Raw genomic sequence first — 26,140 nt, 5'->3', positions numbered from 1 at the left:
GTGTTCGAGTGGACGGCTCCCCACGGCTACCGCTACCGCCGCGACCGACACGGCACCACCGAGCTCGACGCGCACCACCTGGACGACCTGGGTCTCGTGACGGGCGCCAGAGCGCCCTCCTCGACCACCGGGCCAGCGCCCTCCTCGACCAGCGGCCACCCATCCGGCATCCCGCCCGGCATCCCACGACCCCCACGACGATGACCCCGCCCCACACCCCGCCAGTCCCCACGATGGCGGGGACGTCGTCACGCCTTGGTCAGGACATCACCGTCGGCGCCCATGGCCGACCGGCGTGCCGCGTACCCGAGCATCCTCGGCGCTCCTCCCCGAGGGTGCGAAGAGCCTCAGCCAGCCCGGTCGTTCGGCGCGTACGCGCGCCTCACCGCCTCCCACACGTCGCCGCCCCGGTCGTGGCGGCCCAGCCCGCGGCTGACGAACGCTGCGCCGTAGCCGGCGTCCGGCTCCGCCCAGGCCGAGCACCCGCCCGCGCCGCCCATGCCGATCTCGAGGCGACCGTCCTCCACGTCGCGCTGGAACCCGAGCGTCCACACGACCTCGCGGTCGAGGACCAGGTCGTGCCCGGTGGCAGCCGGTTCGAGGTACGCCTTCCAGAGCTCGTGCCCGAGTCGCTGGGCCACGAGCCCGTCGGACCGGCGCACGTCGTCGTAGAACCGCGCGAGCGCCAGGGCCGAGGCGTGCAGGGCGACGGCCGGGAAGGACGTACGGCGGAAGCGGGCGGAGTTGAGCACGTCGGGGTCGAGCAGCCCCGGGGGGCGACCGAGGGCAGGCCCCCACCGTGGGTCGCGCTCGTAGTCCTGCCGCCAGCCCGGTGCCACCTCCTCGACGGTGGCAACCCGGTCGAGGTCGGTCTCCGGCACGCGGAGGTGCAGGTCCCATCCCGCGCCGGCGCAGATGCGGGCGAACCGGGTGGCCAGGTCCTCGCCGGTCGCCCGCCGCACCAGCTCGTCGAGGAGGTGGCCGTAGGTCAGGGCGTGCTCGGCAACTCCGGCGCCGGGCTCGTGCGCGGGCGCGGACCGGGCGAGCAGGTCGACGAGCGCCTCACGGTCGTCGAAGGCGAGACCGGACGCCTCCTCGCCGAAGACCGGCAGGCCGGACTGGTGCGACAGCACGTGGCGGACGGTCGTGCCCGACTTGCCGGCGGCACCGTACTCCGGCCACACCGTCGCGACGGTGTCGTCGAGGCCGAGCGCGCCCTCGGACACGACGTCGAGCACCGTCAGCGCAGCGAAGGGCTTCGCGACCGAGTAGGTCATGACGAGGGTGTCCGACGTCCACGCTCGGTGCCCGTCGGTGGTGCCGGCCACGTGATCGACCTCCACCACCCCGTCGCGCACCACCGCCACGGCGCACCCCGGGTCCCGGCCCGACGCGACGAGCGCGTCGAGCACGTCGAGCGCGTCGAGCACGGTCGCCGGGTCGAGGTCCACGGAGCCGACGATGCCACACGGGGCGGCGCCACACGGGAGGGCTCAGCCCGCCACGAACGTGCCCTGCCCGGCCACGCCCGGCTCGCCCACCGGCCGCGCCTCGCCGCCGGCGACGGACACGGTCACCGCGCCGTCGGTCGACTGCACGCGTACGGGGGGCGACGCCTCGAGCTCGCGCGTCTGGCCGACGGCGAGCGTGCCCTTGAGGACGACCTCGCCCGCCCCGTCGCGCACGACGATCCTGGCACCACCGCTCGGGGCGCTGACCACGACCGGGACCGCCTCGGCGGGCGGGGCGTTGCCGGCGCCCTGCGGACCGCCGGAGCCGTTGAGCACCGGGGTGGCGCCGCGCAGCTCGGGCGGGGTGTCCATGACGAGTCGCGCGATCGACCACGCCAGCACGAGCGCCATCACGACGGCGACGAGCACCGACCAGTTCGGGCCGCCGCGCGTGCTGCGGATGGAGCCGTTGGCACCCGTCGCCAGCTCGGCCTCGAACACGCGGCGCGGGTTGATCGGGGCGTGGGCGTAGCGCTCGTCGTACGTCGCGAGGAGCGGCGCCACGTCGATGCCGAGGACACGCGCGAGCGTGCGCAGGTGGCCACGGGCGTAGAAGTCACCGCCACACGGCTCGAAGTCGTCGACCTCGACGGCCTCGATCACGTGGGGACGGATCCGCGTACGGTCGGCGAGCTGGTCGACCGTCAGCCCCAGGCGCGTACGGGCGGCAGCGAGCTCCGGGCCGATGACCGGGTCCTCGGCGGGCTCCACCTCGAAGTCGTCGAGCACCAGCGGCTCGACCGGCTCTCCGGGACGCGCGATCGCCCGGACGCGGTCGCCCCAGGACTGGGTCTCCTCGACCAGGCTGACCCGGCCGGGCCGGCGCAGCTCGCGACCCTCCAGCTCCTCGCTCGTCGTCTCGACGAACTCGCGACGGACCTCCGAGCGTCGCCCGGCTCCGGTCTCGCGCAGCGCGGACGGGGTGGGGCTGGCGACCGGTGCGACCTCGACCTCCGGCGCGAGGTCCTCGGCGGGTGTCTCGACGACGTCCTGCTCCGCGACCTCCGACTCCTCGACCTCCGACTCCTCGACCTCCGGCGCCAGGACGACGATCTGGCTCGCGTCGCGCGCGACCCGGCCCAGCGCCTCGGTGAGGTCGCCGTCGGCGCCGACCACCCGGGTCGACAGACCGAGCGGGACGGCGAGCGGGGCGCCGTGCAGCAGGCGGGAGATGCTCGTGTGGCGCTTGCCGGCACCGGTGAGCTCGGCCTCGATCAGCTCGAGGTTGTGCGGCACGACGACCAGCCGGCCGTCGCGCAGCAGGCCCTGGCGCGGCGTGTGCTCGACGTGGTGCACCGCCGTCCACGGCAGGCCGCGCCACGTGCGGCCGAGACGGATCCGGATGCCCTGGGCGTCCGCGACGAGCAGCGGTGTCCGGGCGTCGACGAGACCGACGAGCCAGTACGCACCCAGCAGCCCCATGACCGCGACGAACGCCCAGTCGAGGGCGGACCCGGACTGGGTGGCGCGGGCGAGGTAGGCGATGGCGACCGCAGACGCGGTCAGGCCGACGCCTGCCGCGACGCCGGCGTGGCGGCGTACCTCCACGTGGTCCGGGACCACAGCGGGTCCCACCCCCGCGGAGTCCTCGTCGAAGACCTCGTTCTCGTTCAGGACCGTGCTCATCAGGCTCCCCCCTCCAACGTGGCGATCACGGAATCGAGCTCGTCCGGCTTGACCAGGACGTCGCGCGCCTTCGAGCCCTCGCTGGGTCCGACGACCCCGCGGCTCTCCAGGATGTCCATCAGGCGCCCGGCCTTGGCGAAGCCCACGCGCAGCTTGCGCTGGAGCATCGAGGTCGAGCCGAACTGCGTGGTGACGATGAGCTCGATGGCCTGCACCACGAGCTCCATGTCGTCGCCGATGTCGTCGTCGAGCTCGCGCTTGGACTCCTTGGGCGCCGTCACGTCCTCGACGTAGGTCGGCTCGAGCTGGTCCTTGCAGTGCTTGACGACCTGGTGGATCTCGGCCTCGGTGACCCAGGACCCCTGCACACGTACGGGCTTGGACGCACCCATCGGCAGGAAGAGTCCGTCACCCTGGCCGACGAGCTTCTCCGCACCGGGCTGATCGAGGATGACGCGGCTGTCGCCGAGCGAGCTCGTCGCGAACGCCAGGCGGGAGGGCACGTTGGCCTTGATCAGTCCGGTGACGACGTCGACCGAGGGCCGCTGGGTGGCGAGCACCAGGTGGATGCCGGCCGCGCGGGCCAGCTGCGTGATGCGCACGACCGAGTCCTCGACGTCGCGCGGCGAGACCATCATGAGGTCGGCGAGCTCGTCGACGATGACCAGCAGGTAGGGGTACGGGGTGAGCGTGCGCTCGCTGCCCGCGGGCACCTCGACCTTGCCGGCCCGCACCGCCTTGTTGAAGTCGTCGATGTGCCGGAACCCGAAGTTGGCCAGGTCGTCGTAGCGCATGTCCATCTCGCGCACGACCCAGGCCAGCGCCTCGGCGGCCTTCTTGGGGTTGGTGATGATCGGGGTGATCAGGTGCGGGACGCCCTCGTAGGCGTTCAGCTCGACCCGCTTGGGGTCCACCATGATCATCCGCACCTCGTCGGGCGTGGCCCGCATGAGGATCGAGGTGATCAGCGAGTTGATGAACGAGGACTTTCCGGAGCCGGTGGCACCGGCGACCAGGAGGTGCGGCATCTTGGCCATGTTGGCCACGACGAAGCCGCCCTCGACGTCCTTGCCGAGCCCGGCGACCATCGGGTGGTGGTCCGAGCGCGCGGTGTTCGAGCGGAGCACGTCACCGAGGGAGACGATCTCCTTGTCGGTGTTGGGGATCTCGATGCCGATCGCCGACTTGCCGGGGATCGGGCTGAGGATGCGGACGTCGGCGGACGCCACGGCGTAGGCGATGTTCTTGGACAGCGCGGTGACCTTCTCGACCTTCACCGCGGGGCCGAGCTCGACCTCGTAGCGGGTGACGGTCGGGCCGCGGGTGTAGCCGGTGACGGTGGCGTCGATGCCGAACTCGTCCATCACCTGCATCAGCCGCTCGACGACCGCGTCGCTGGCCTTGGACCGCGCCTTGTGCGGCGAGCCCGGCTTGAGCGAGGAGTTGTCGGGCAGGGAGTAGGTGATGTCGCCCGACAGCGCGAGCTGCTCGACGCGAGCCGGCAGCGGCGTGTGCGGCGGCGGCTCGACCGGGCCGGTGTCGTCCTTGCCGGTCACGGCCGCGCCGGGAACGGCGGGCGTGACCTCGGTGGGCGCGTCGGCCATCAGGTCGGCCGGGTCGGCGAACAGGTCGATGCCGTAGTCCTCCTGCGGCTCGGCCTCCGCCTTCTTCCGGCGCTTGCGCAGCTCGCGGTCGGACAGCACCGGGCTGTCGTAGGCCGGGTCGCCCATGTCGGGGTCGACCTCGTCGTCGAGCATCGAGCGGCGGCGGGTGCGCACCGGCTTCGTCTGCTCCTCGCCGGCCGCGACGTCCTCGGCGGGCGTACGGCCCAGCGCCTTGTCGCGCAGCGCGGCCAGCCTGACCGGGATCTGGTAGACGGGCGTCGCGGTGATGATCAGGATCCCGAAGACCGCCAGCAGGACCAGCAGCGGGACCACGACGTACGGGGTCTGCATCAGGTCGAGCAGCAGGCTGGAGGTGACGTAGCCGACCGCTCCCCCGGCCTCCTGCAGGTTGGTGGCGTCACCGAGGACGGGCTGCGGGTTGCCGTTGGCGATGTGGACGATGCCCAGCAGGCCGAGCGTGAACGCCCCCCAGCCGATCACCTGTCGCCCCGCGGGGCCGTTGCGCTCGGGGTCGCGCAGGGTGCGCCACCCGGCGTAGACGAGGAAGAGCGGCACGAACCAGCCCACCTTGCCCACGGCGCCCGACGTCACCGACCGGGCGAAGTCCATGACCCCGCCTGGCAGCTGCCACCACACGGCGGCGGCGACCACCATCGCCAGGCCGAAGAGGAACAGCCCCACCCCGTCACGACGGTGCTCGGGGTCGAGGTCGCGGGCCGACTGGCCGATCGAGCGGGCGACGGCGCCGACCGCGTGCGCGATGCCGAGCCAGACGGCGGCCAGCGCGCGGCCGATCGCGCCGAAGGCGCGCGAGACCGGACCGGGTCCGTTGCGCACCGCCCGGGGAGCGGGTCGGCGCGCGGAGGCGCCCGACCTGCCCTTCGCCGACGAGCGGGGGGCAGGACGCTTGCTGCTGGTACTCCGTGATCGGGTGCTCGAACCCTTGGTGGTGCGCTTGGTTCCAGACGTGCTCGAGCTCCGCGACCCCGGCGGGGAAGACGTACGGGTCGCCATGGTCCGACCCTACGGCCACGCCCCACCAGTCACAGGGACCACACGCATGCGTGTCGTGGACGGGTCAGCGTCCGTGGAGCCCGGTCAGCCACGGCACCACCACCAGAAGGGTGGGCAGGGCGAGGATCGCGGCGGCCAGGAGGGCGACCGCGGCGGACTGCAACCGGCGCGGCCGGGGGTCGCGGAGCACCTCCACCCGGGCCGCGAGGGAGCCCGCGGACCCGAGCGACCCGGCCGGCGTCGGCGCGCCGGCGAGGGCCAGCAGCGCCGACACCAGTGCGCGCCGGTCGCCGGTGCGGCAGGCGGCGCGGTCGGCGAGCACCTCGACCAGCACCTCCACCTCGCGGCGCGCGGCGGCGCTGGCCACCCAGCGCGGGAACGCGCGGTGCAGCACCGTGAAGGCCTCCAGCACCAGGTCGTGCCGGGCGCGCAGGTGGGCGCGCTCGTGCTCCAGGACCGCGGCCAGCTCCGCCGGCGCCAGGGTCGTCAGGGTCGAGCGCGAGACCACGATCCGCGAGCCGGTCATCCCCGGGACGCAGTAGGCCACCGGAACCTCGTGCTCGAGCACCGAGACGCCCCGGTCGACCCGCGCGACGAGGTCCACGCGGTCGCGGTGGGCGCGCCGCAGGCGTCGCAGGGCCGTGCCCGTCCGGTGACCGCTCACGGCGAGGCGGACCAGCACGACCAGCGTCACGGCTCCAGCGAGAGCCGCCACGACGACGTCCATCGCGGTGACCGGGGCCGCCCGCAGGCGCTCGGCAGCCAGCGAGACCCCGGCGCCGAGGGCCGCGAGCACGGCGGCCAGCGCGGTGCTCTGCCACAGCAGCATGGCCGCGGCGGGCGTACGCCTCAGCCCGCTCCAGCGCGACAGCCCCCACGGCAGCGGGCCGGCGAGCACCACCGCGAGCGAGCCCAGGACGAGCGTCGTCGACACGGCGGTCCCGACCGCCGGCTCAGGAGAGGTCGTCGAGGGCGCGACGCAGCGCGGCGAGGTCCTCGGCGCTGGCCTCGCCGACGAACGACACCAGCGCCTGCTCGCGGTCGGCGGCCGTGGCCTCCAGCGCCTCGTGCATCAGCTCCGCCGTCATCGCCGCGCGGGTGCGCCGGGGGGCGTAGCGGAAGGCCCGGCCGTCGCGCTCGCGCACGACCACGTCCTTGCGCACCAGACGGTCGAGCACCGTCGTCACGGTCGTGTACGCGAGGTCCCGGCCCGCGAGGCGTCCGTGCACCTCGCGGCCGCTGGCCGGCGACTCGACCTCCCACAGGACCTCGAGCACGGCCTGCTCGAGCTCACCCATCCGGGACCTTGGACTCATGGAAGTGGAGTCTAGGGCCCCTGTGGCCGCAACTACGACACCGCGTAGTATCTACGACGTTTTGTAGTACTTCCGCGCCGGAGCGTCATCACACGAAGGGTGTGCCCATGGATGTCCTCGACATCGCCCGCTGGCAGTTCGGGATCATCACCGTCTACCACTTCCTGTTCGTGCCGCTCACGATCGGGCTCACCGCGGTCATCGCGGGGCTGGAGACGGCGTGGGTGCGCACCGGCAAGGAGGACTACCTCCGGCTGACGAAGTTCTTCGGCAAGCTGTTCCTCATCAACTTCGCCATCGGCGTGGTGACCGGCATCGTGCAGGAGTTCCAGTTCGGGATGAACTGGTCGGACTACTCCCGCTTCGTCGGCGACGTGTTCGGCGCACCGCTCGCCGTGGAGGGCCTGCTCGCGTTCTTCCTCGAGTCGACCTTCCTCGGGCTGTGGATCTTCGGGTGGGACAAGCTCCCCCGGGGCCTCCACGCCGGCTGCATGTGGCTGGTCCACCTCGGCACGCTGGCGTCCTCGTGGTTCATCCTGGCCGCCAACTCGTGGATGCAGCACCCCGTCGGCTACCGGTTCAACCCCGAGACCGACCGTGCGGAGCTCGTCGACTTCTGGGCGGTGATGTTCAACAAGGTCCAGCTCGTGACGTTCCCGCACGTGATCTTCGCGGCGTACATGACCGCCGGCACGTTCCTGCTCGGCGTCGCGGCCTACCTCTACATGAAGAAGAAGCACGAGGCCGACCGCCCGATGTACCACCGCGCCATCCGCATCGGCGCGGTCGTCACCCTGCTCGCCGGGATCGGCGTCGGCGTCACCGGAGACCTGCAGGGCAAGGTGATGACCGAGGTCCAGCCGATGAAGATGGCCGCGGCTGAGGGCCTCTACGAGACGAGCGAGGGCTGCGCGCCGTTCTCCGTCTTCACGATCGGCACACCCGACGGCACGGAGGAGAAGTTCGCCGTCACGATCCCCTGCCTGCTGTCCTTCCTCGGCACCGGGTCCTTCGACGGCACCGTGGAGGGCATCAACCCGCTGCGCGACGAGTACGCCGAGACGTACGGCTCCGACCCGACCTCGAAGGCCTACACCGAGGGCGACTACACGCCGGTCATCCCGGTCACCTACTGGTCGTTCCGCTTCATGATGGGCCTCGGCTTCTTCGCCGCGGCCGGTGCGGCGCTGATCCTGTGGCTGACCCGCGGGGGCCGTACGCCGGGCGTGCGCTGGCTCGGCACCCTCGGACTGAGCCTACCGATCGCCACCACCCTGGCCTCGTCGTGGGGCTGGATCTTCACCGAGATGGGTCGCCAGCCGTGGGTCGTCTTCGGACTGATGACCACCGAGTCCGGGGTCTCCCCCGGCGTCAGCACCTTCGAGGCCGCCACGTCGCTGATCGTGCTCACCAGCCTGTACGCCGTGCTGGCCGTCGTCGAGGTCAAGCTGCTCGTGACCTACATCCGCAAGGGCGCCGACCCGTTCGTCGAGCCGCCGGACGTGCCCGTCGGGGGCGCCGACGACGACCGTCCCCTCACCTTCGCCTACTGACCCGCCGCCAGACCTCAGCGAGAGACCGAGAGAGACCACCATGGAACTGACCACCGTCTGGTTCGCCCTGATCGCCGTGCTGTGGGTCGGCTACTTCTGCCTCGAGGGCTTCGACTTCGGCGTCGGGATGCTGCTGCCGGTCCTGGCCCGCAACGAGACCGAGCGCCGCGTCATGATCAACACGATCGGCCCCGTGTGGGACGGCAACGAGGTGTGGGTGCTCGTCGCGGGCGGCGCGACCTTCGCCGCCTTCCCCGAGTGGTACGCCACGCTGTTCAGCGGGTTCTACCTGCCGCTGCTGCTGATCCTCGTCGCGCTCATCGTCCGCGGGCTGTCCTTCGAGTACCGCCACAAGCGCGACGAGGCGGAGTGGAAGGCGCGCTGGGACCTCGCGATCATCGTCGGCTCGGCCGTGCCCGCGCTGCTGTGGGGCGTCGCGTTCGCCAACATCGTCGCGGGCGTCCCGATCGACGCCGACAAGGAGTTCACCGGCACCCTGTTCACGCTGCTCAACCCCTACGGCCTGCTCGGCGGCCTCGTGACCCTGACCCTCTTCGCCGCCCACGGCGCGATGTTCGTCGCGCTCAAGACCGACGGCGACATCCGCCACCGCGCCCGGGACCTCGCCGTACGGATCGGCGTCGTCGCCGCGGTGCTCGCGGTCCTGTTCCTGGTCTGGACGCAGGTGAGGACCGGCACGGCCACCACCGCGGTGGTCTTCGCCGCCGCGGCACTGGCCCTCGTCGGCGGGCTCGTCGCCGCGTGCGCCGGACGGGAGGGCTGGGCCTTCGTCGGCACGTTCGTCACCATCGGCCTCGCGGTCGCCGGCCTGTTCCTCGCGCTGTTCCCCGACGTCATGCCGTCGACGACCGACCCGGCCTTCTCCCTCACCACCACCAACGCCGCCGCGACGGCGTACACGCTGAAGGTGATGACGTGGGTCGCGGTCGTCTTCACCCCGATCGTGCTCGGCTACCAAGCCTGGACCTACTGGGTCTTCCGCAGGCGGATCTCGGTGCACCACATCCCGACGGCCGAGCTGGCCGACGCCCGCGCGTCGTGAGGCCGCTCGACCCGGCCGTCCTCGGCCACCTCCGGCCTGCCCGCGGAGCCCTCTCGCTCGTCGTGGCGAGCGGGGTCACCGCCGGGCTGGCCACCGTCGCGCAGGCCTTCGCGCTCGGCGCCCTCGTGGTGGCCGCAGTCACCCCGCCTGCGGGTGGCTGGGAGCGGGCGGCCTGGGCGTTCGCCGCGATCGTCGGCGTGCGGGCAGCCGCGGCGTACGTCGGCCAGCGCGCGGCGGCCCGCGCCGCGGGCGAGGTCTCCGCGGCGCTGCGCGACCGGCTCCTCGAGGCAGCACGCCGACCCGACGGTCGCAGCGGTCCCGACGGTCTCGACCCGGACCGGCTGACCGTCCTGGCGACGCGGGGGGTGGCCGGCGTCGAGCCCTACGTCACCCGCTACGTCCCGGCGCTGGTGCCCGCCGCGGTGCTCCCGGTGGTCACGCTGGCCGCGATCACCTGGCTCGACCCGTTGTCGGGGCTCGTCGTCGCGCTCACCCTGCCCCTGGTGCCGGTCTTCGCCGTGCTCGTGGGCCTGACCACCCGGGACCGGGCGCGGACACAGTGGCGTGCGCTCGAGGCGCTGTCGGGCCACTTCCTCGACGTGGTGCGGGGGCTGCCGACCCTGGTCGCCCACCGCCGCGCCGAGGCCCAGGTCGACACGATCCGTGCCGTCACGCACCGCTACCGCCGAGCCACGGTCGACACGCTCAAGGTGGCGTTCGCGTCCTCGACGGTGCTCGAGCTGGTCGCGACCCTGTCGGTGGCCCTCGTCGCCGTCACGGTCGGGCTGCGGCTGGCCTCCGGGTCGGTCGGCTTCGAGGTGGCCCTCACCGTCCTGCTGCTCGCACCCGAGGCGTACTGGCCGCTGCGCCGCGTGGGCGCGGAGTTCCACGCCGCGGCCGAGGGCACGGCCGCGCTCGCCGAGGCCGACGCCGTCCTCGCCCGCTCCTCGACCGGCGAGCCGGGCGGGGACCGGCCGGCCTCCACCGCGCTCGTCCTCCGCGACCTGGCGGTCGGGTACGACCGGCCGCTCACCGTGCCGCTCGACACCGTCCTCCCGACCCGCGGCCTGGTGGCCGTGGCCGGCCCCTCCGGGTGCGGCAAGTCGACGCTGCTGGCCACCCTGCGCGGCGAGCTGGACCCGATCGCCGGCGACGTCCTCGTCGGCGGGACGTCCCTGGCCGACGTGGACCCGGCCTGGTGGCGGTCCCGGGTCGCCTGGGCGCCGCAGCGGCCGTGGCTGCTCGCCGACAGCATCGGCGCCAACGTCCGCCTCGGGCGACCCGACGCCGGCGACGACGAGGTCTGGGCGGCGCTGGCGAGCGTCGACCTCGACGACGTCGTACGCGCCCTGCCCGACGGCCTCGCCACCGAGATCGGCGAGGACGGCGCCGGGCTCTCGGCCGGGCAGCGGGCTCGCGTCGCCCTGGCTCGGGTCGTCCTCGCCGCCCGACCCGTCGTGCTGCTCGACGAGCCCAGCGCGCACCTCGACGAGGAGACCGAGCAGGTGCTGCTCGACACCCTCGCGCTGCTCGCGCGCCGCAGCCTCGTCGTCGTCGTGGCGCACCGGCCCGCCGTCCTCCGGGCCGCGGACCGGGTCGTCGAGCTCGCCCCTGTCGCACCGTCCAACACCGCGCCTGACCTCCCCCGATCCCCCGGGGTGGCGGCGCATCGCGGGGACGAGTCGTCGGAGATCGCGATCCGCCGCCACCCCACGCCGGTCCGGGCAGCCGGCCTCGACGACGACCCCCGACCGCGCTGGGGCCTGCGGTCCGCGACGGTGCTGGGCGCGCTGTCCACCGCGTCCGGCGTCGCTCTCACCGCGACGGCCAGCTGGCTGATCACCCGCGCCAGCGAGCAGCCGCCCGTGCTCCACCTGATGGTCGCCATCGTCGGCGTACGCCTCTTCGGCCTCGCCCGACCGGTGCTTCGGCACGTCGAGCGGGTGCTGAGCCACGACGTGGTGCTGCGCGAGCTCGCCGAGCGTCGTGCCCGGGTCTTCGCCGACCTCGTGCCGCTCGTCCCGGGTCGGCTCGGGCCGCGGCGCGGCGACCTCCTGACCCGGGTGGTCGACGACGTCGACGCGCTCCTCGACGAGCGGCTGCGGGTGCGCCAGCCCCTCGTGACCGCCGCGCTGGTCGGCGCCGGTGCCGCCCTGCTGACCGGACTGGTCTCACCGTTCGCCGGGCTGGTCGTGCTCGCCGTCGCCTCCACCGGTGGTCTCGCCCACGTCCTGGCCCGGCGCGGCACCGCGTCCGCCGAGCCGCTCGTGCTGGCCCACCGCGCGGCGCTCGGCACCCGCGTCGAGGAGCTCGCCCACGGGATGCGCGAGCTCGAGCAGTGGGGCGCCACCGAGAGGGCCCTCGCCTTGGTGCGCGCCGAGTCCGCGGCGCTGGCCCGCGCCGTACGCCGCTCCTCCCGCACGGTCGCAGCGGCCACCGCCCTCACCAGCGTCGCCGCCGGCCTCGGCGTGGTGGCCGTCGCCGCGCTGGTCGACCCGGCGGCCACCACCCCCGCGCGGCTCGCGCTGCTGCTGCTCGTGCCCCTCGCCCTCGCCGACGTCACCGGGCCCCTGGCCGACGCCGGCGCCCTGTCGGTGCGCTGCAGGGCCGCCCGGGAACGGCTCGACCGCATCGCCGCCACCGCCCCGGCGGTGGTCGAGCCCGCCGCAGCCCAGCCTGCACCCCGCTCCCACGACGTCGCGATGCACCACGTCGGACTGGGCTGGGACGGACGGCCGGTGCTCGCGCTCGAGCACCTGGCCCTGCGCGCCGGGGAGCACGTCGGGGTGACGGGGCCGTCCGGTTCGGGGAAGTCGACCCTGGCCGCGACCCTGGTCCGGTTCATCGACCCGGTCTCCGGCGAGGTCCTGCTCGGCGGGACCGACCTGCGCCGGCTGGCGCTGGACGACGTACGCCGTCACGTGGGACTCGTCGACGACGACCCGCACGTCTTCGCCTCCAGCGTCGCCGAGAACCTACGGCTGGCCCGGCCGGGTGCCGGCGACGACGAGGTGCGCGACGCCCTCGAGCGGGCCTGCCTCGGCGAGTGGGTCGACGCCCTGCCCGACGGGATCCACACCCACGTCGGCGAGGGCCGGCGCGACGTCTCCGGCGGGGAGAGGGCCCGTCTCGCGCTGGCCCGCGCGCTCCTGGCCGACCCGCCCGTGCTGGTCCTCGACGAGCCGACGGCCCACCTCGACGGGCCGACCGCCCGTGCCGTGGCCGGCCAGATGCTCGGCTCGGCCACCCGCGCCGGGCGGTCGATCGTGTGGATCACCCACGGCACCGTCGGCCTCGAGGCGATGGACCGCGTGGTGCAGCTCGACGCGGCAGGACGCACGGGCGTCAGCCGGTCTGCTCCCGTGGCGAGCGCAACGGCAGGGTGAAGCGGAAGGTGCTCCCCCGGCCCAGCTCGGAGGTCACCGAGAGGGTCCCGCCGTGCGACTCGGCGATCCGCTGCGCGATCGGCAGGCCCAGGCCGGTGCCGGGCACCGACAGCGCGTTGGGGTTGGTGGAGCGGTGGAACGCGGAGAACACGTGCTGCTGGTCGGTCACCGAGATGCCGAGGCCGGTGTCGGTCACCTCGACGCTGACCTCGTCGTCCGCGACCGTCATCGCCACGGCCACCGTGCCGTCCTCGGGGGTGTACTTCACCGCGTTGTCGACCATGTTGTCGATGACCCGGGCCAGCTCCTCGGGGTCGCCGAAGACCACCACCGGCGCGGAGCCGGGGTGCTCGAAGCGCAGCGCCACCCCGGCCTGCTTGGCCCGGATGCCGAGCAGGTCGACGCTGGCCTCGCAGAGCTCCGCGAGGTCCACCGCGCGGCGCACGGTCTCGCGCCGACCCTGGAGGCGGGAGTAGTGCAGCAGGTTGGCGACGAGGTTGTTGAGCCGTCCGGCGTTGCGGATGATCGCGTCGATCGACGTCAGGTCGGGGTGCCGGTCCGCGATCAGCTCGGCGTGGCCGAGGATCGCGGTGAGAGGCGTCTTGAGCTCGTGGGAGATGGTCGCGATCAGCTCGCTGCGGTAGCGGGCGAGCTCGCGCAGCTCCTGGACGAGCCGCTGCTCGGTCTCCAGCACCCGCGACGCCCGTACGGTCTGCGCGAGCAGGCGGCCGACCTCGAGCACCGCGTCGGCCTCCGTCGACGTCACCGGCCGGGCGTGGCGCGCGAAGCCGAGCACGAGGTAGCCGACGAGGTCGTCCTGCGAGACCAGGGGGCACACCAGGACGCGGTCCACCCGCATGCCCCGCATCAGCCGCTGCATGTGCGCGGCGCTGCGCGGCAGGCGCGGCGAGCCCGGGTCGTCGACCCCGAGCTCGACCAGCACCGGCAGGTCGGGGAGGTCGGCGAGGTCCTCGCGGATCTCCGGCACGTCCTGGTCGGGCGTGAACGCGTAGGGGGTCCCGACGCCCAGCTGGTCGCCCTGCGCGTCGTGCGGGAAGGTGCGCACGACGGCCTGCACCGTCCCGAACGAGTCCGCGACGGCCGACACGGCGGTGCTCAGGGCCTGCGACAGGTTCTGCGCCATGGTCGAGGCGCCGGCCACGGTGGTGAGCATCCGGTCGAGGCGGACCCGGTCGGTGAGCCGCTCCCGCTCACGGGCGTTGGACAGCGCCACGCCGGCCTGCACGGCGAACATCTCGAGCAGCTCGCGGTCGGCCTCGTCGGGCACCCGCCCGTTCGCCGGCAGGTCGACGGCCATGTTGCCGAGCAGCTCGCCGGCGGCGGAGTACAGCGGTGCGTAGAGCGCGTGCTCGGGGTGCCAGGCGTCGGGGTCGTCGCTGACCTCGAGCTCGGGGATCCAGGCCGCCTCGAGCCGCTGGGCTGACATCCGGCCGGCCGGGACGAACCGGAGGATCCCCCACTTGTCGGCCTCGCGGAACTCGTCGAGGATCTGCTCGGCGGGCGTGCGGCGGTGCAGGATCTGGGCCACGACGTCCGGGGGGCCGGCCACGTGGGTCATGACCAGCACGTCGCCCTCGAGCCGGGCGATCGCGGCGACGCCGTAGCCCAGGACGTCGACCACGCCGTGCGCGATCTCCTCGAGGATGACCTCGGTGTCGGTGGAGGAGTTGACGCGGCGCATCAGCTCGGCCAGCCGGCTCAGCGCGCCCTGGTTGCGCGGCATCTCCACCTCCCCACCCGGGCCTGCATCTCCCACGACGCCGCCGTCGCTCGATGCTAGGACGCTCAGGCCTCGATCACCACAGGAATGATCATCGGGCGCCGGCGGTGGGCGCGGTTGACCCAGCGGCCCACGACACGTCGCACGACCTGCTGCAGCTGGTAGGAGTCGGTGGCGCCGTCGGCGATCGAGGCGTCGAGCGCGTCGACGATCGGCTGCTTGATCTCGTCGAAGGTGGTCTCGTCCTCGGCGAAGCCGCGGGCGTGGATCTCCGGGCCGGACACGACCTTGCCGGTCACCGAGTCCACCACCACGATCACCGAGAGGAAGCCCTCCTCGCCGAGGATCCGGCGGTCCTTCATCGAGGCCTCGCTGATGTCGCCGATCGTGGTGCCGTCGACGAAGACGTAGCCGACGTCAACCTTGCCGACGATCTTCGCGACGCCGTCGACGAGGTCGACGACGACGCCGTCCTCGGCGAGCACGACGTTCTCCACGCCGGTGGCCCTGGCCAGGTCGGCGTTGGCCCGCATGTGGCGGACCTCGCCGTGCACCGGCATCACGTTGCGCGGCTTGACGATGTTGTAGCAGTAGAGCAGCTCGCCGGCGCTCGCGTGCCCGGAGACGTGGACGAGCGAGTTGCCCTTGTGGACCACGTTGGCGCCCAGGCGGGACAGGCCGTTGATCACGCGGTAGACCGCGTTCTCGTTGCCCGGGATCAGCGAGCTGGCCAGGACGACGGTGTCGCCCTCCTCGAGGTGCACGAAGTGGTGGTTGTTCTGCGACATGCGGCTCAGCGCCGCCAGCGGCTCGCCCTGGGACCCGGTGGAGATCAGCACCTGCTTGTGGGGCGGCAGGTCGGCGAGCTCCTTGGCCTCCACCATCACGCCCGGTGGGACGGTGAGGTAGCCCAGGTCCTGGGCGATGGCCATGTTCCGCACCATCGAGCGGCCGACGTAGCCGACCTTGCGGCCGTGGGCCACCGCGGCGTCCAGCACCTGCTGGACGCGGTGCACGTGGGAGGCGAAGCAGGCCACGATGATCCGCTTCTCGCTCTTGCCGAAGACCCGGTCGAGCACCGGGGAGATGTCCTTCTCCGACGTCGTGAAGCCCGGGACCTCGGCGTTGGTGGAGTCGGTGAGGAACAGGTCGACGCCCTCGTCGCCGAGCCGGGCGAACTCGTTGAGGTCGGTGATGCGCCCGTCGAGGGGCAGCTGGTCCATCTTGAAGTCGCCGGTGTGCAGCACGACGCCGGCGCCCGTACGGATCACGACCGCGAGGGCGTCGGGGATCGAGTGGTTGACCGCGATGAACTCGAGCACGAACGGCCCGAACGTGATCGTCTGGCCCTCGGCGACCTCGTACTGCGCGGTCTCCTTGAGCCGGTGCTCGCGCAGCTTGGAGCCGAGGAGCGCCAGGGTCAGCTTGGAGCCGACCAGCGGGATGTCGCCGCGCTCGCGCAGGAGGTAGGGCGTCGCGCCGATGTGGTCCTCGTGGCCGTGGGTCAGCACCAGCGCCTCGACGGCGTCGAGCCGGTCCCGGATGGGGTCGAAGTCGGGGAGGATGAGGTCGACGCCCGGGTGGTGGTCCTCGGGGAACAGCACGCCGCAGTCGACGAGCAGCAGACGGCCGTCGTACTCGAAGGCGGTCATGTTGCGGCCCACCTCGCCGAGCCCTCCGAGCGGGATGACCCGGAGGCCTCCGGCCGGGAGGGGGGCGGGCGCGCTCAGCTCGGGGTGCGGGTGGCTCAAGGGGTTCCTTCGTTCGTGGAGAGGATGTGTCTCACAGGAGGCCCGCGGCGGCGAGACCGGCGCGCAGCGCCGCGACCTCGTCGTCGGCCAGGGCGACCAGCGGGCCGCGGACGCGGCGGTTGTCGAGCACGCCGAGCAGCTCCAGGGCTGCCTTGGCGGTGGTGGCTCCGTAGTTGGCGACGCCCATGACGGCGTCGAAGGCAGGGACCAGCGAGGTGTGGATGCGCAGCGCCTCGGCGTGGTCGCCCCGCACCCACGCCTCGATCATCGAGGCGAGCTGGTCGCCGGCCGCGTGCGCGACCACCGAGACCAGCCCGACCCCGCCGTAGGCGAGGTAGCCGAGGGTGTTGGCGTCGTCGCCGGAGTAGACGGTGTAGCCCATCTCGACCAGCTGCGCAGTGCGCGACAGCAGGCCCGTGGCGTCCTTGACCGACGTCACGTGGTCGTAGCGACGCATCGCCTCGTAGGTCTCGAGCTCGATCGTGGTCGCCGTGCGACCGGGCACGTCGTACAGCATCACCGGGAGATCGGTCGCCTCGGCCACCGAGCCGAAGTGGTGGCGCAGGCCGACCTGGCCGGGCTTGTTGTAGTAGGGGCTGACGAGCAGCACGCCGTCGACGCCGATCTTCTCGGCCTGACGTGCCAGCTCGACCGAGTGTGCGGTGGCGTTGGTGCCGACCCCGGCGATGACGGTGGCGCGGTGGCCGACCGCGTCCTGGACCGCGCGGAGGATCTCGCCGTCCTCGGCGACCGAGGTCGTCGGGCTCTCGCCGGTCGTGCCGCTGACGACGACGCCGTCGCTGCCGTGGTCCACGAGGTGGGCGGCGATCCGGGCCGTGCCGTCGAGGTCGACGCTGCCGTCCTCGCCGAACGCGGTGGCCATGGCGGTGAGCAGTCGGCCGAACGGGAGGTCGGTGCTCGGGCTCGTGCTCGCTTCGCTCCGCTCGCTCATGGACGAAGGTTATCGCCCCTAGGCTCCACCCCGTGCCTCACCTGACCCTCGACCTCCCCCACTGGCTCACCACCTCCCAGCGCGAGACGATCGTGGCGCTCGCCGAGCGCAACCACGCCGCGCACGGCAACGACCTGCTGGGCCTCGTGCTGAGCGGGTCGGCGGGCCGCGGCATGGCCACCGAGCGCTCCGACCTCGACGTGATGGTCGTGCTCACCGACGCCGCCGCGGCCGACCGGTCCACCGTGAAGTCCAACGAGGTCGACGAGATCGTCGACTCCTGGTCCGAGCTGACGACGGTGCCCCCGTTCGGCACTGAACACTGGTGGTACCGCTGGTCCTACGCGTGGGCGCCGGTGCTGCTCGACCGCACGAACGGCGAGCTCGCCGCGGCGGTACGTCGCCAGGCGACCCTGCCGCCCGAGGAGGCCGACGCGGTGCTCGTGGACCACGACCGGCTCGACGGGTGGCTCAACTTCGCCTACCGCGCGCTGAAGAACGATCGGGACGGGCGCGCCCTGGAGGCCCGGCTCGACGCGGCCGAGTCGGTGCCGTGGCTCCTCGACGTGGTGTTCGCGATGGCCGGGCGGGTGCGTCCCTACAACAAGTACCTCCCCTGGGAGCTGCGCGAGCACCCACTCGACGCCTGGACGGCCGACGACCTGCTGGGCTTGGTGCAGCGCACGCTGAACGGTGACGCGTCCGCCCTCCGGGAGACCTTCGCCCGCGTGCGCGCGGCCTGTGCGGCGTACGACGAGCGGCGCGGGCACACGCGCACGAGCGAGATGATCTACGGCTGGGGCACCGAGCTCGCGATCTTCGAGCCGGTCAGCGGCGGCTGAGGGACTCGACGATCGCCGGGAGCACGTGGTGCTCCAGCATCGGGGCGAGGTCGTCCGGGTGGTCGCGCAGCGGCGTCCAGCGCACCTCCGCGATCTCGCCCGACGCGACAGGCTCGTCGTCCGACTCCACCCAGAACACCGTGGAGTGCAGGGTGTGGCCGGGCTCGTTGGCGGCCTCGGAGAGGAACTCGCCCAGGAGCGTGGCCGACGCGATCCGCAGGCCCACCTCCTCGTACGTCTCGCGCAGCGCCGCGTCGTGGGCGCTCTCCCCCGGCTCGAGCTTGCCGCCGACGAGCATGAAGCGCTGCGTGCCGCGCTTGCGGACCGTCAGCACGTGCCCGTCGCGGACCAGGGCGACCGCAGCGACCACGATGTGCCTGTCGTCGGCGCCCGGGGTGTCCACGGGGACGACTGTGGCACGCCGGGCGCCGCTGCCCTACGGTGGGCCACTCAGGACGACGGGGGCTGGGGTGCGTCGAGCGCAGCTGGGACAGGCAGCGGGAACCGCGATCGGAGTGGCGGCCGGGACGCTGGCGCTCTGGTTCGCCATCGACGGCGCCGGCGCCGAGCCGGAGGTGCCCACGACGGGGCCGCTGCCGGTCATCACGCCCGAGACGCCGTGGGAGAGCCTGCCCGCCGCCGAGGTCGAGGGCCGGCTCACCATGCGTGACGGCTGCCTGCTGCTCGACAGCGAGATCGTGTTCTGGGAGCACGGCACCCGATGGGACCCGGAGTCAGAGGCGGTGGTCCTCGACAACGACGACACCGTCGGGCTCGGCGAGGACTTCGTCGGCGGCGGTGGCCACTTCGACCTGCGCGGTGACGACAGCGGCCCCCTCGACGTCCGGTCCTGGCTCGGGCGCGACCCGGGCCGGTCGATCGAGTCGTGCTCCGGCGCGACCGGGATCACCGCGCTCGTCCTCGCCTACTCCCCCGACGAGGGCTGAGGCGGACCCGCTCAGCCCAGCGCTCGGCGCACGGCCTCGAGCGCCTCCGCCTCCGACACGCCCAGGGACCGCGCCGCCTCGGCGTAGGTCGCTGCGGCCTCGCGCAGCGAGCGGGTGACACCGCGTCCGGTCACGAAGGTGCCGGCCCGTCCGCGAGTCTCGACGACTCCGAGCGCCTCGAGCTCCTTGTAGGCGCGGGCGACGGTGTTGGCGGCGAGGTCGAGCTCAGCGGCCAGGACGCGTACGGGAGGCAGCCGGAAGCCCGGCTCGAGGTAGCCGGCCTCGACCTGCGACCGGAGCCCCTCGCGCACCTGCACGAACGGAGGCACGTCGGAGCCGCGGTCGAGCGTGAGCATCATGCCGCCGGGTCCATCCGCTCGAGCCACACCCGCTCGTAGCCGTCGAACCTCTCGCGGGCGGTCTCGACCCACTCCCCGGCCGGGAACTGCGGGTAGTGCACCTCGCCCTCCGGCTCGAGGTCGACCTCGGTGAGGACCTGGTGGGTCGCGTGCGGCAGCAGCGCGGCGTACACCTCACCACCGCCGGCCACCATCAGGTCGCCTGGCTGGTCGGCGGCGAGCGCCAGCGCGTCCTCGACCGTGTGCGCGACCAGCACCCCCTCGTGGCTCCAGCCGGCGTGGCGGGTCAGGACGATGGTCGTACGCCCGGGCAGGGGTCGGCCGATCGACTCGAAGGTGGTGCGCCCCATCAGCAGCGTGTGCCCCCAGGTCAGCTCCTTGAACTGCGCCTGCTCGCCGGGAAGCCGCCACGGGATGTCCGGGCCGTTGCCGATGACGCGGTTGCGGGCGTGGGCGGCGACGAGCACCACCCGCTGGTCGGGACGGGTCATGCACCACTCCTAGACGGCGATGGGCGCCTTGATGCCCGGGTGGGGGTCGTAGCCCTCGAGCGCGATGTGCTCGAGGTCGAAGCCGTCGATCTCGGTGACGTCGGGGTCGAGCACCAGCCGCGGGAGCGGCCGCGGGTCGCGGGACAGCTGCAGCCGCGCCTGCTCGACGTGGTTGAGGTAGAGGTGCGCGTCACCCAGCGTGTGGACGAAGTCGCCGACCTCCAGCCCGGTCACCTGGGCGACCATGTGGGTCAGGAGCGCGTAGGAGGCGATGTTGAACGGCACGCCGAGGAAGGTGTCGGCCGAGCGCTGGTAGAGCTGGCAGGAGAGCTTGCCCGGACCGGTCTCGGACGGAGCGACGTAGAACTGGAAGAGCGTGTGGCACGGCGGCAGGGCCATGTCGTCGACGTCGGCGACGTTCCAGGCCGAGACGATGTGGCGCCGGGAGTCGGGATTCGTACGGATCCCCTCGACCAGCCGCGCGACCTGGTCGACGTGCCGACCGTCGGGCGTGGGCCACGAACGCCACTGGTGGCCGTACACGGGACCGAGGTCACCGTTCTCGTCGGCCCACTCGTCCCAGATGGTGATGCCGCGGTCCTGCAGCCACTTCACGTTGGTGTCGCCGCGCAGGAACCACAGCAGCTCGCCGAACACCGAGCGGGTGTGCACCTTCTTGGTCGTCACGAGCGGGAAGCCCTCGGACAGGTCGAACCGCATCTGGTGGCCGAAGACGCTGAGCGTCCCGGTGCCGGTGCGGTCGGTCTTCTCCACACCCTCGTCGAGGATCCGCTGGAGCAGGTCGAGGTAGGCGCGCACGGGACGACTCTACGACGTGTCAGGACCGTGGGACGCGCGCCTCGACGAGGACGCACTCGACGTCGAAGGCGAAGTCCTCTCCCTCGCGCCAAGGCCCGCCGAGGGCGTCGTACGCCGAGCGCACGCGGGCCTGCACGTCCCCTGGCTGGGCGCGCCACAGGACGCCGAAGCTGCCGACCGAGGTGAGCCCCGCCCACAGGTCGTCGGCCGCGACGCGCCACGTCCAGGTACGGGTGCCGGCGTGGGTCACCGCGAGTCCCGCCTGGCGCAGGATGCCGGCGAGGCCGTGGGGGGAGCGCTCGAAGTCGCGGTCGGCCGTCAGCCGCGGGACGGGAGCCCGTACGGCGCCCGCGGCGTCGAGCAGCGTGTTCCACATGGCCGCCTGCGGGGGTGGGGCGCTCCCCCAGATCGTCGCCCGGACGTGGCCGCCAGGAGCGGCGACGCGGGCCAGCTCACGCGCGCCGGCCCGGGGGTCGTCGACGTGGTTGAGCACGAAGTTGGCCACGACCGCGTCGAAGCCGTCGTCCGCGAAGGGCAGGTCGGGCAGGCCGGCGACCGGGACCCGGCTGCCGAGCCCGTCGGCGGCGAGCGCGGCCATCTCCGGGTCGGGGTCGACACCGGTGGTGTCGAGCCCAGCGTCACGGGCGGCCCGCACCAGCGCGCCGGTGCCGCACCCGACGTCGAGCAGCCGGGCGCCGCTCGGCAGGCCGTCGAGCAGCGCCGGGACCGCGCCCGCGCACAGTCCCGCGAAGCTCCGCGCGTACGCCCGGGCCACGCCTGTCCACAGTGCCTCAGCCACGTCGGGGAGGCTAACGGCCCGGGTTGCCCCTCACCGGAGCCGGATCGAGCTGGGACCCACGATCGTCACCGGCGGCTCGCAGGCCGACACCGTCGGGCACACCACGAGCGCGCGGCGCCCCGTCTCCGACTGGCGCACCGCGTCGAGCGCGCCGTCGCGGCGCGAGGAGTCGATCAGGTGGGCCCACCCGCCGTCGGCGAGGGGCACGCTCTGGATGCGGACGTCGTAGCGTCCGGGTGGCAGGTACGCCGGCGCCGGTTGCGGCTCGGTGAGCGCCTCGGGCGCCCGGTCGAGGGCGTCCACCGCGCCGTCGGCGCCGACCCGGACGACGTCCCCCGAGCGCAGCCGTGCCGCGACGCCGTCGCCGTCGGCCACGAACTCCTCGACCCCGGGCAGCTCGACGACGACCTCGTCGAGGTGCAGCTCGCCCTCGGCGTACCACGCGACGGGCAGCTCGTTGGTCTCCTCGCGCACCTCGGGCGGCGACGGCTGGGCCGCCCACCAGGCCCACCCTGCCGCCAGCACGGCCACCACCGTCGCGGCGACGACGCCGCGCCGCGCCGTGCGCCGTCGGCGGGCGGACCGCAGCCGTGCCGCCTCGGCGAGCCAGGGCTCCGGGCCGTCGCGCGGGTCTCGGGCGCGTACGGCGTGGGGAGCGGGCTCCCTTGGGCGCGCGGCCAAACCCGCGCGCTCGCGCACCTCGGCCCACACGGCGAGGTCGACCTGCTCCTCGCGGGCGCGACGGTCCCAGCCACGCCGGCTGGCCAGCAGCACCTCGGCCACGGCCAGGCGTGCGTCGTCAGGCGCGACCCCGTCGTCCTCGAGCCCGCCGACGAGGTCGGGCCAGCGGGCGTCGACCCAGCGGGCGAAGTCCGACCCGTCCGACATGCGATGCCTCCTCGCCGATCTCCCTCGCGCTACTCGCAGCCTCGTCTGTCCTTCGGAGACCCGCGGGCGGCGGATGGGATCAGGCGCTGAGCGACATCGGCCCGTAGACCTGGCGGTCGTGCTCGAACAGCGTCACCGCGGCGACGCCGTGCTCGGCCAGGTCGGCCCAGATCTCTCCGACCCATGACTCCGCGTCGCCCTGCGTGGCGAAGCGCTGGTCGGAGTGTCCGGCGACCTCGACCTCCTGGCCCGCGGCGTCCTCGAGGCGCCACCACCACGGCCGCTCGGCGGCCGACGGCTGGCGGAAGGTCGGGGGCTGGCCGGGCAGCACGTCAGGACTCCTTCACCGACGGGTCGACGAAGGGTGGCTTCACGAGCTGGAAGATCTCGCGGCGTCCGCGCACGTCGACGCCGACCTGGGCGTCCTCGGCGACCATGCTCGGGATCAGCGCGAGACCGATCCCCTTCTTCAGCGTCGGCGAGAAGGTGCCGGATGTGACGTCGGCCAGCGGCACGTCGTGGGTGAGGGTGATCCCCATGCCCGGGCGTGGGATGCCCCGCCCGACGGCGACGAGGCCGCGCAGGCGACGCTTCGGGCCCTCCTCCTTCACCTTCAGCACCGCGTCGCGCCCCCAGAAGGACTCCTTCTTCCAGCCCACCGCCCACGACAGGCCGGCCTCGACCGGGTTGGTGTCGAGGCTGATGTCCTGCCCGTGCAGCGGGTAGCCCATCTCGGTACGGAGGGTGTCGCGCGCGCCGAGCCCGCAGGGCGTGATCCCCCACTCCTCGCCGGCCACCATCAGCTCGTCCCACAGCTGCCCCGCGGTGTCGTTCACGACCACGAGCTCGTAGCCGCGCTCGCCGGTGTAGCCGGTGCGGCAGACCACCACGCCGACACCGGTGTCGCCGAGCTCGGCCTCGACGAAGGACATGTACTCGTGCCCGGTCGGCAGCCCGATCTTCTGCAGCACCTCGTCGGACCGGGTGCCCTGGACCGCCAGCACGGCGTAGTCGTCGTGGTGGTCGACCACCTTCACCCCCTTGGGGGCCGCGGCCCGCAGCCGGCGCACCACCTCGGCGGTGTTCGCGGCGTTCGGGATGAGCAGCACGTGCTCGTCGTCGTGCCAGTAGGCGATGAGGTCGTCGACGATGCCGCCGGACTCGTCGAGGCAGAGCGTGTACTGGGCCTTGCCCGGGTGGATCTTCGCGAGGTCGTTGGAGAGCGTGGCGTTGACGAAGTCGACCGCGCCCGGGCCCGAGACCATCGCCTTGCCGAGGTGGCTGACGTCGAAGACGCCGACCGACTCCCGCACGGCCGTGTGCTCCTTCACGACGCCGGTCGCGTACTCGAGGGGCATCGACCACCCGCCGAACTCGGCGAACTTCGCGCCGAGGGCCTCGTGACGGTCGTGGAGGGGCGACTGCTTCAGCGATCCGGCCATGTCGCGCAACCTACCGCAGCGTGCCGCAGGTCACGTCTCGCCTAGCATGCGCGGGTGACCACGTACTCCCTGCGCACCGCCAGCCCCGCCAAGACCCGAGCCGACGCCGTCGTCGTCGGCGTGGTCGCCGGCCCGAAGGGACCGCGGCTGTGCGACGCGGCCGAGGACGTCAGCGCGGCGTACGGTCGCCGGCTCCGCCCCTTCTTGTCCACGCTGGGCGTGACCGGCAAGCCCGGCGAGGCCGTCAAGGCGACGAGCCGCGACGAGGTCAACGCCTCCCTGCTGGTCTTCGTCGGCCTGGGCGAGGACCCGTCCGACGAGGTCGCCGTGCGCCGGGCCGCGGGCGTCGCGGCCCGCAGCGTCCCCAACGCCGCCTCGGTCGCCCTCGCCCTGCCCAGCGAGACGCCCGGGCTCGTCGCCGCCGTCGTCGAGGGCCACCGCCTCGGCGGCTACACCTTCACCGCCTACAAGTCGTCGAGGGCCGAGACGACCGAGCCGACCGACGTGGTCGTGCTCAGCCCGATCGCGCGCAAGGCCGACGCCGTCGCCGCGCTCGAGCGCGCGCAGGTCCTCGCCGACGCGGTCGCGCTGACCCGCGACTGGGTCAACACCCCGCCGCGCGACTGCACGCCCCCGCTCCTGGCCGAGCTGGTCACCGCCGCACACAAGGAGGTCACCAAGGGTCGCGGCGCCCCGAAGGTGGCGCTCGAGGTCTTCGACCACGAGCAGCTCGCCGAGATGGGCTGCGGCGGCATCCTCAGCGTCGGCGACTCCTCGGCCGCGCCGTCGCGCCTGGTCAAGCTGACCTGGGACCCTGCCGACGCCGTCGCCCACCTCGCTCTCGTGGGCAAGGGCGTCACCTTCGACTCCGGCGGCCTGACCATCAAGCCGTCCTCCAGCATGACCAACATGAAGGGCGACATGGCCGGAGCCGCCACCGTCGTCGCCGCCACCCTCGCGATCGCCCGCCTCGGGCTGCCGGTGAAGGTGACGGCGTTCGCGCCCATGGCCGAGAACATGGTCTCGGCCACGGCCACCCGGCCCGGCGACGTCATCACGATGCACAACGGCACGACCGTCGAGATCGCCAACACCGACGCCGAGGGCCGCATGCTCCTCGGCGACGCGCTCTCGCTGGCCGTGCTCGAGGAGCCCGACGTGGTCGTCGACATCGCCACCCTCACCGGGCACATGCAGCTCGCCCTCGGCGACAAGGTCGGCGCCGTGATGGGCACCGACGATCACGTGCCCGCCGTCCTCGCCGCCGGCGCCGCCGCCGGTGAGCAGCACTGGCGGATGCCGATCCCGGAGGAGATGAAGGAGCGGGTGACCAGCTCCAAGGTCGCCGACCTGCTCCAGCACGACTGGGTCCGCTGGGGCGGCGGGCTGTACGCCGCGGCGTTCCTGCGCGAGTTCACCGGCGGGCTGCCGTGGGTGCACCTCGACATCGCCGGCAAGGAGATGAACCTCAACTCCCCCTACGGCCACGTGCCGGCGGGTGCCACCGGGTTCGGCGTCACCACCCTCGTCGAGTACGCCCGCTCGCTCGCCGGGCGCGCCTGAGGCCCTAGATCCCCTCGGCCTTGCGGCGGCGGTTGTAGTCGCGCATGCGCTGCGGCACGCCGACCACCGCCGCGTCGTACGACGGCACGCGGTGGCGGTTGGCGAACTCGTGCGCCCACTTCACGCTCGGCACGCGGCGACGGGTCCACTCGCCGTCGTGCGCGACGAGCAGGATCGTCACGTCACTGACGGCGGTGCGCGGCTCGACGAAGCCCTCCACGCCCTGGCGCGTGCGCACGAAGTTCTCCAGGTGCCGCGCGTCCTCGCTGTCGGAGGCGCGGACGCGGGTCGAGCCGGTGCGAGCGGCGTCCCTCGCCGGAGCACTGGTGCGCCCCTTGCGGCGGAATCTGTCGAACAGGCCCATGACGCACATTCTGCCCAGACGTTCCTCACGACGTCCGCCGACCACGCGGGAACACCCCACCCGACCCGGTGTGGACAGGCTCACGAAG

24 protein-coding genes are annotated in these 26,140 nt (G+C 73.2%); 7 read left to right on the top strand and 17 right to left on the bottom strand.

What is annotated here, in order from left to right; all coding sequences use genetic code 11:
- Nucleotides 1-204: hypothetical protein (locus IE200_RS20965; RefSeq protein WP_229856855.1), on the top strand; the 204-nt coding region annotated here is incomplete at its 5' end.
- Between the two features lie 143 nt (nucleotides 205-347).
- Here IE200_RS20965 and IE200_RS19565 read toward each other — a convergent pair.
- The 5 genes from IE200_RS19565 to IE200_RS19545 all read right to left on the bottom strand — a co-directional run bounded on the left by IE200_RS19565 (nucleotide 348) and on the right by IE200_RS19545 (nucleotide 7,092).
- Nucleotides 348-1,451: a serine hydrolase domain-containing protein gene (locus IE200_RS19565; RefSeq protein ID WP_191281166.1), complete on the bottom strand. Its 1,104-nt coding sequence runs from the start codon at nucleotides 1,449-1,451 to the stop codon at nucleotides 348-350.
- A gap of 42 nt (nucleotides 1,452-1,493) precedes the next feature.
- Entirely contained in the window at nucleotides 1,494-3,137 is a 1,644-nt protein-coding gene (locus IE200_RS19560) for a helix-turn-helix domain-containing protein (protein ID WP_191281165.1), read from the bottom strand.
- Nucleotides 3,137-5,776 carry an FtsK/SpoIIIE family DNA translocase gene (locus tag IE200_RS19555; protein ID WP_191281164.1) on the bottom strand — a complete coding sequence of 880 codons (2,640 nt, stop codon included), beginning with the start codon at nucleotides 5,774-5,776 and terminating at the stop codon, nucleotides 3,137-3,139. The genes IE200_RS19560 and IE200_RS19555 overlap by 1 nt, the downstream gene beginning before the upstream one ends.
- A 64-nt stretch (nucleotides 5,777-5,840) precedes the next feature.
- Nucleotides 5,841-6,710, bottom strand: coding sequence for a M56 family metallopeptidase (locus IE200_RS19550; RefSeq protein WP_229856853.1), 870 nt, complete (start codon nucleotides 6,708-6,710; stop codon nucleotides 5,841-5,843).
- A 19-nt stretch (nucleotides 6,711-6,729) separates the two neighbouring features.
- Entirely contained in the window at nucleotides 6,730-7,092 is a 363-nt protein-coding gene (locus IE200_RS19545) for a BlaI/MecI/CopY family transcriptional regulator (protein WP_191281163.1), read from the bottom strand.
- Nucleotides 7,093-7,199: 107 nt separating this feature from the next.
- Between IE200_RS19545 and IE200_RS19540 the strand changes: the two genes are divergently transcribed.
- Genes IE200_RS19540 through cydD form a run of 3 tightly spaced genes read left to right on the top strand, consistent with a single transcriptional unit; the run spans nucleotide 7,200 to nucleotide 13,094 of the window.
- Nucleotides 7,200-8,645 carry a cytochrome ubiquinol oxidase subunit I gene (locus IE200_RS19540; protein WP_191281162.1) on the top strand — a complete coding sequence of 482 codons (1,446 nt, stop codon included), beginning with the start codon at nucleotides 7,200-7,202 and terminating at the stop codon, nucleotides 8,643-8,645.
- Nucleotides 8,646-8,685: 40 nt separating this feature from the next.
- Nucleotides 8,686-9,708, top strand: coding sequence for a cytochrome d ubiquinol oxidase subunit II (cydB, locus tag IE200_RS19535; RefSeq protein ID WP_191281161.1), 1,023 nt, complete (start codon nucleotides 8,686-8,688; stop codon nucleotides 9,706-9,708).
- Complete coding sequence (gene cydD / locus IE200_RS19530; protein WP_191281160.1) at nucleotides 9,705-13,094, top strand: thiol reductant ABC exporter subunit CydD; 3,390 nt, start codon at nucleotides 9,705-9,707, stop codon at nucleotides 13,092-13,094. The genes cydB and cydD overlap by 4 nt, the downstream gene beginning before the upstream one ends.
- Here cydD and IE200_RS19525 read toward each other — a convergent pair.
- The 3 genes from IE200_RS19525 to dapA all read right to left on the bottom strand — a co-directional run bounded on the left by IE200_RS19525 (nucleotide 13,054) and on the right by dapA (nucleotide 17,538).
- Nucleotides 13,054-14,838: a GAF domain-containing sensor histidine kinase gene (locus tag IE200_RS19525; RefSeq protein WP_191281159.1), complete on the bottom strand. Its 1,785-nt coding sequence runs from the start codon at nucleotides 14,836-14,838 to the stop codon at nucleotides 13,054-13,056. The two genes, cydD and IE200_RS19525, sit on opposite strands and share 41 nt — an antisense overlap.
- Nucleotides 14,839-14,900: 62 nt before the next feature.
- Nucleotides 14,901-16,586: a ribonuclease J gene (locus IE200_RS19520; RefSeq protein WP_191281158.1), complete on the bottom strand. Its 1,686-nt coding sequence runs from the start codon at nucleotides 16,584-16,586 to the stop codon at nucleotides 14,901-14,903.
- 31 nt (nucleotides 16,587-16,617) lie between these two features.
- Nucleotides 16,618-17,538: a 4-hydroxy-tetrahydrodipicolinate synthase gene (dapA, locus tag IE200_RS19515; RefSeq protein WP_191281157.1), complete on the bottom strand. Its 921-nt coding sequence runs from the start codon at nucleotides 17,536-17,538 to the stop codon at nucleotides 16,618-16,620.
- A 32-nt stretch (nucleotides 17,539-17,570) separates the two neighbouring features.
- Here dapA and IE200_RS19510 point away from each other — a divergent pair, with 32 nt between their 5' ends.
- A complete protein-coding gene (locus IE200_RS19510; protein WP_191281156.1) occupies nucleotides 17,571-18,380 on the top strand; it encodes a nucleotidyltransferase domain-containing protein in 810 nt (269 codons plus the stop codon).
- Here the strand turns inward: IE200_RS19510 and IE200_RS19505 are convergent.
- Nucleotides 18,367-18,783 carry an NUDIX hydrolase gene (locus IE200_RS19505; RefSeq protein ID WP_191281155.1) on the bottom strand — a complete coding sequence of 139 codons (417 nt, stop codon included), beginning with the start codon at nucleotides 18,781-18,783 and terminating at the stop codon, nucleotides 18,367-18,369. The two genes, IE200_RS19510 and IE200_RS19505, sit on opposite strands and share 14 nt — an antisense overlap.
- 67 nt (nucleotides 18,784-18,850) lie before the next feature.
- On the opposite strand from IE200_RS19505, the gene IE200_RS19500 reads away from it, so the two are divergent.
- The gene (locus IE200_RS19500; RefSeq protein WP_191281154.1) at nucleotides 18,851-19,327 is read left to right on the top strand and encodes a hypothetical protein; all 477 of its coding nucleotides are present in this window, start codon (nucleotides 18,851-18,853) and stop codon (nucleotides 19,325-19,327) included.
- A gap of 11 nt (nucleotides 19,328-19,338) precedes the next feature.
- On the opposite strand, the gene IE200_RS19495 is transcribed toward IE200_RS19500, so the two are convergent.
- The 7 genes from IE200_RS19495 to gcvT form a co-directional block, all read right to left on the bottom strand.
- Complete coding sequence (locus IE200_RS19495) at nucleotides 19,339-19,686, bottom strand: GntR family transcriptional regulator (RefSeq protein ID WP_191281153.1); 348 nt, start codon at nucleotides 19,684-19,686, stop codon at nucleotides 19,339-19,341.
- Nucleotides 19,683-20,177, bottom strand: a complete 495-nt coding sequence (locus tag IE200_RS19490; protein WP_191281152.1) for a dihydrofolate reductase — start codon at nucleotides 20,175-20,177, stop codon at nucleotides 19,683-19,685. Before IE200_RS19490 ends, IE200_RS19495 begins: the two co-directional genes overlap by 4 nt.
- A gap of 9 nt (nucleotides 20,178-20,186) precedes the next feature.
- Nucleotides 20,187-20,996: a thymidylate synthase gene (locus tag IE200_RS19485; protein ID WP_191281151.1), complete on the bottom strand. Its 810-nt coding sequence runs from the start codon at nucleotides 20,994-20,996 to the stop codon at nucleotides 20,187-20,189.
- A 19-nt stretch (nucleotides 20,997-21,015) separates the two neighbouring features.
- The gene (locus IE200_RS19480) at nucleotides 21,016-21,795 is read right to left on the bottom strand and encodes a class I SAM-dependent methyltransferase (RefSeq protein WP_191281150.1); all 780 of its coding nucleotides are present in this window, start codon (nucleotides 21,793-21,795) and stop codon (nucleotides 21,016-21,018) included.
- Between the two features lie 30 nt (nucleotides 21,796-21,825).
- Nucleotides 21,826-22,683, bottom strand: coding sequence for a hypothetical protein (locus IE200_RS19475; protein ID WP_191281149.1), 858 nt, complete (start codon nucleotides 22,681-22,683; stop codon nucleotides 21,826-21,828).
- Nucleotides 22,684-22,762: 79 nt separating this feature from the next.
- Entirely contained in the window at nucleotides 22,763-23,014 is a 252-nt protein-coding gene (locus IE200_RS19470; protein WP_229856852.1) for a hypothetical protein, read from the bottom strand.
- Between the two features lies 1 nt (nucleotide 23,015).
- A complete protein-coding gene (gene gcvT, locus IE200_RS19465; protein WP_191281148.1) occupies nucleotides 23,016-24,125 on the bottom strand; it encodes a glycine cleavage system aminomethyltransferase GcvT in 1,110 nt (369 codons plus the stop codon).
- 54 nt (nucleotides 24,126-24,179) lie between these two features.
- Between gcvT and IE200_RS19460 the strand changes: the two genes are divergently transcribed.
- Nucleotides 24,180-25,688, top strand: a complete 1,509-nt coding sequence (locus IE200_RS19460; RefSeq protein ID WP_191281147.1) for a leucyl aminopeptidase — start codon at nucleotides 24,180-24,182, stop codon at nucleotides 25,686-25,688.
- A gap of 4 nt (nucleotides 25,689-25,692) precedes the next feature.
- On the opposite strand, the gene IE200_RS19455 is transcribed toward IE200_RS19460, so the two are convergent.
- Nucleotides 25,693-26,052 carry a hypothetical protein gene (locus IE200_RS19455; RefSeq protein ID WP_191281146.1) on the bottom strand — a complete coding sequence of 120 codons (360 nt, stop codon included), beginning with the start codon at nucleotides 26,050-26,052 and terminating at the stop codon, nucleotides 25,693-25,695.
- Nucleotides 26,053-26,140: the final 88 nt, after the last annotated feature.

Origin of the sequence: Nocardioides flavus (ex Wang et al. 2016), from assembly GCF_014653115.1 — a bacterium.
Taxonomy (GTDB): domain Bacteria; phylum Actinomycetota; class Actinomycetes; order Propionibacteriales; family Nocardioidaceae; genus Nocardioides; species Nocardioides flavus.
The sequence above is the reverse complement of the archived record's forward strand: the minus strand, read 5'-3'. Positions and strand labels throughout refer to the sequence as shown.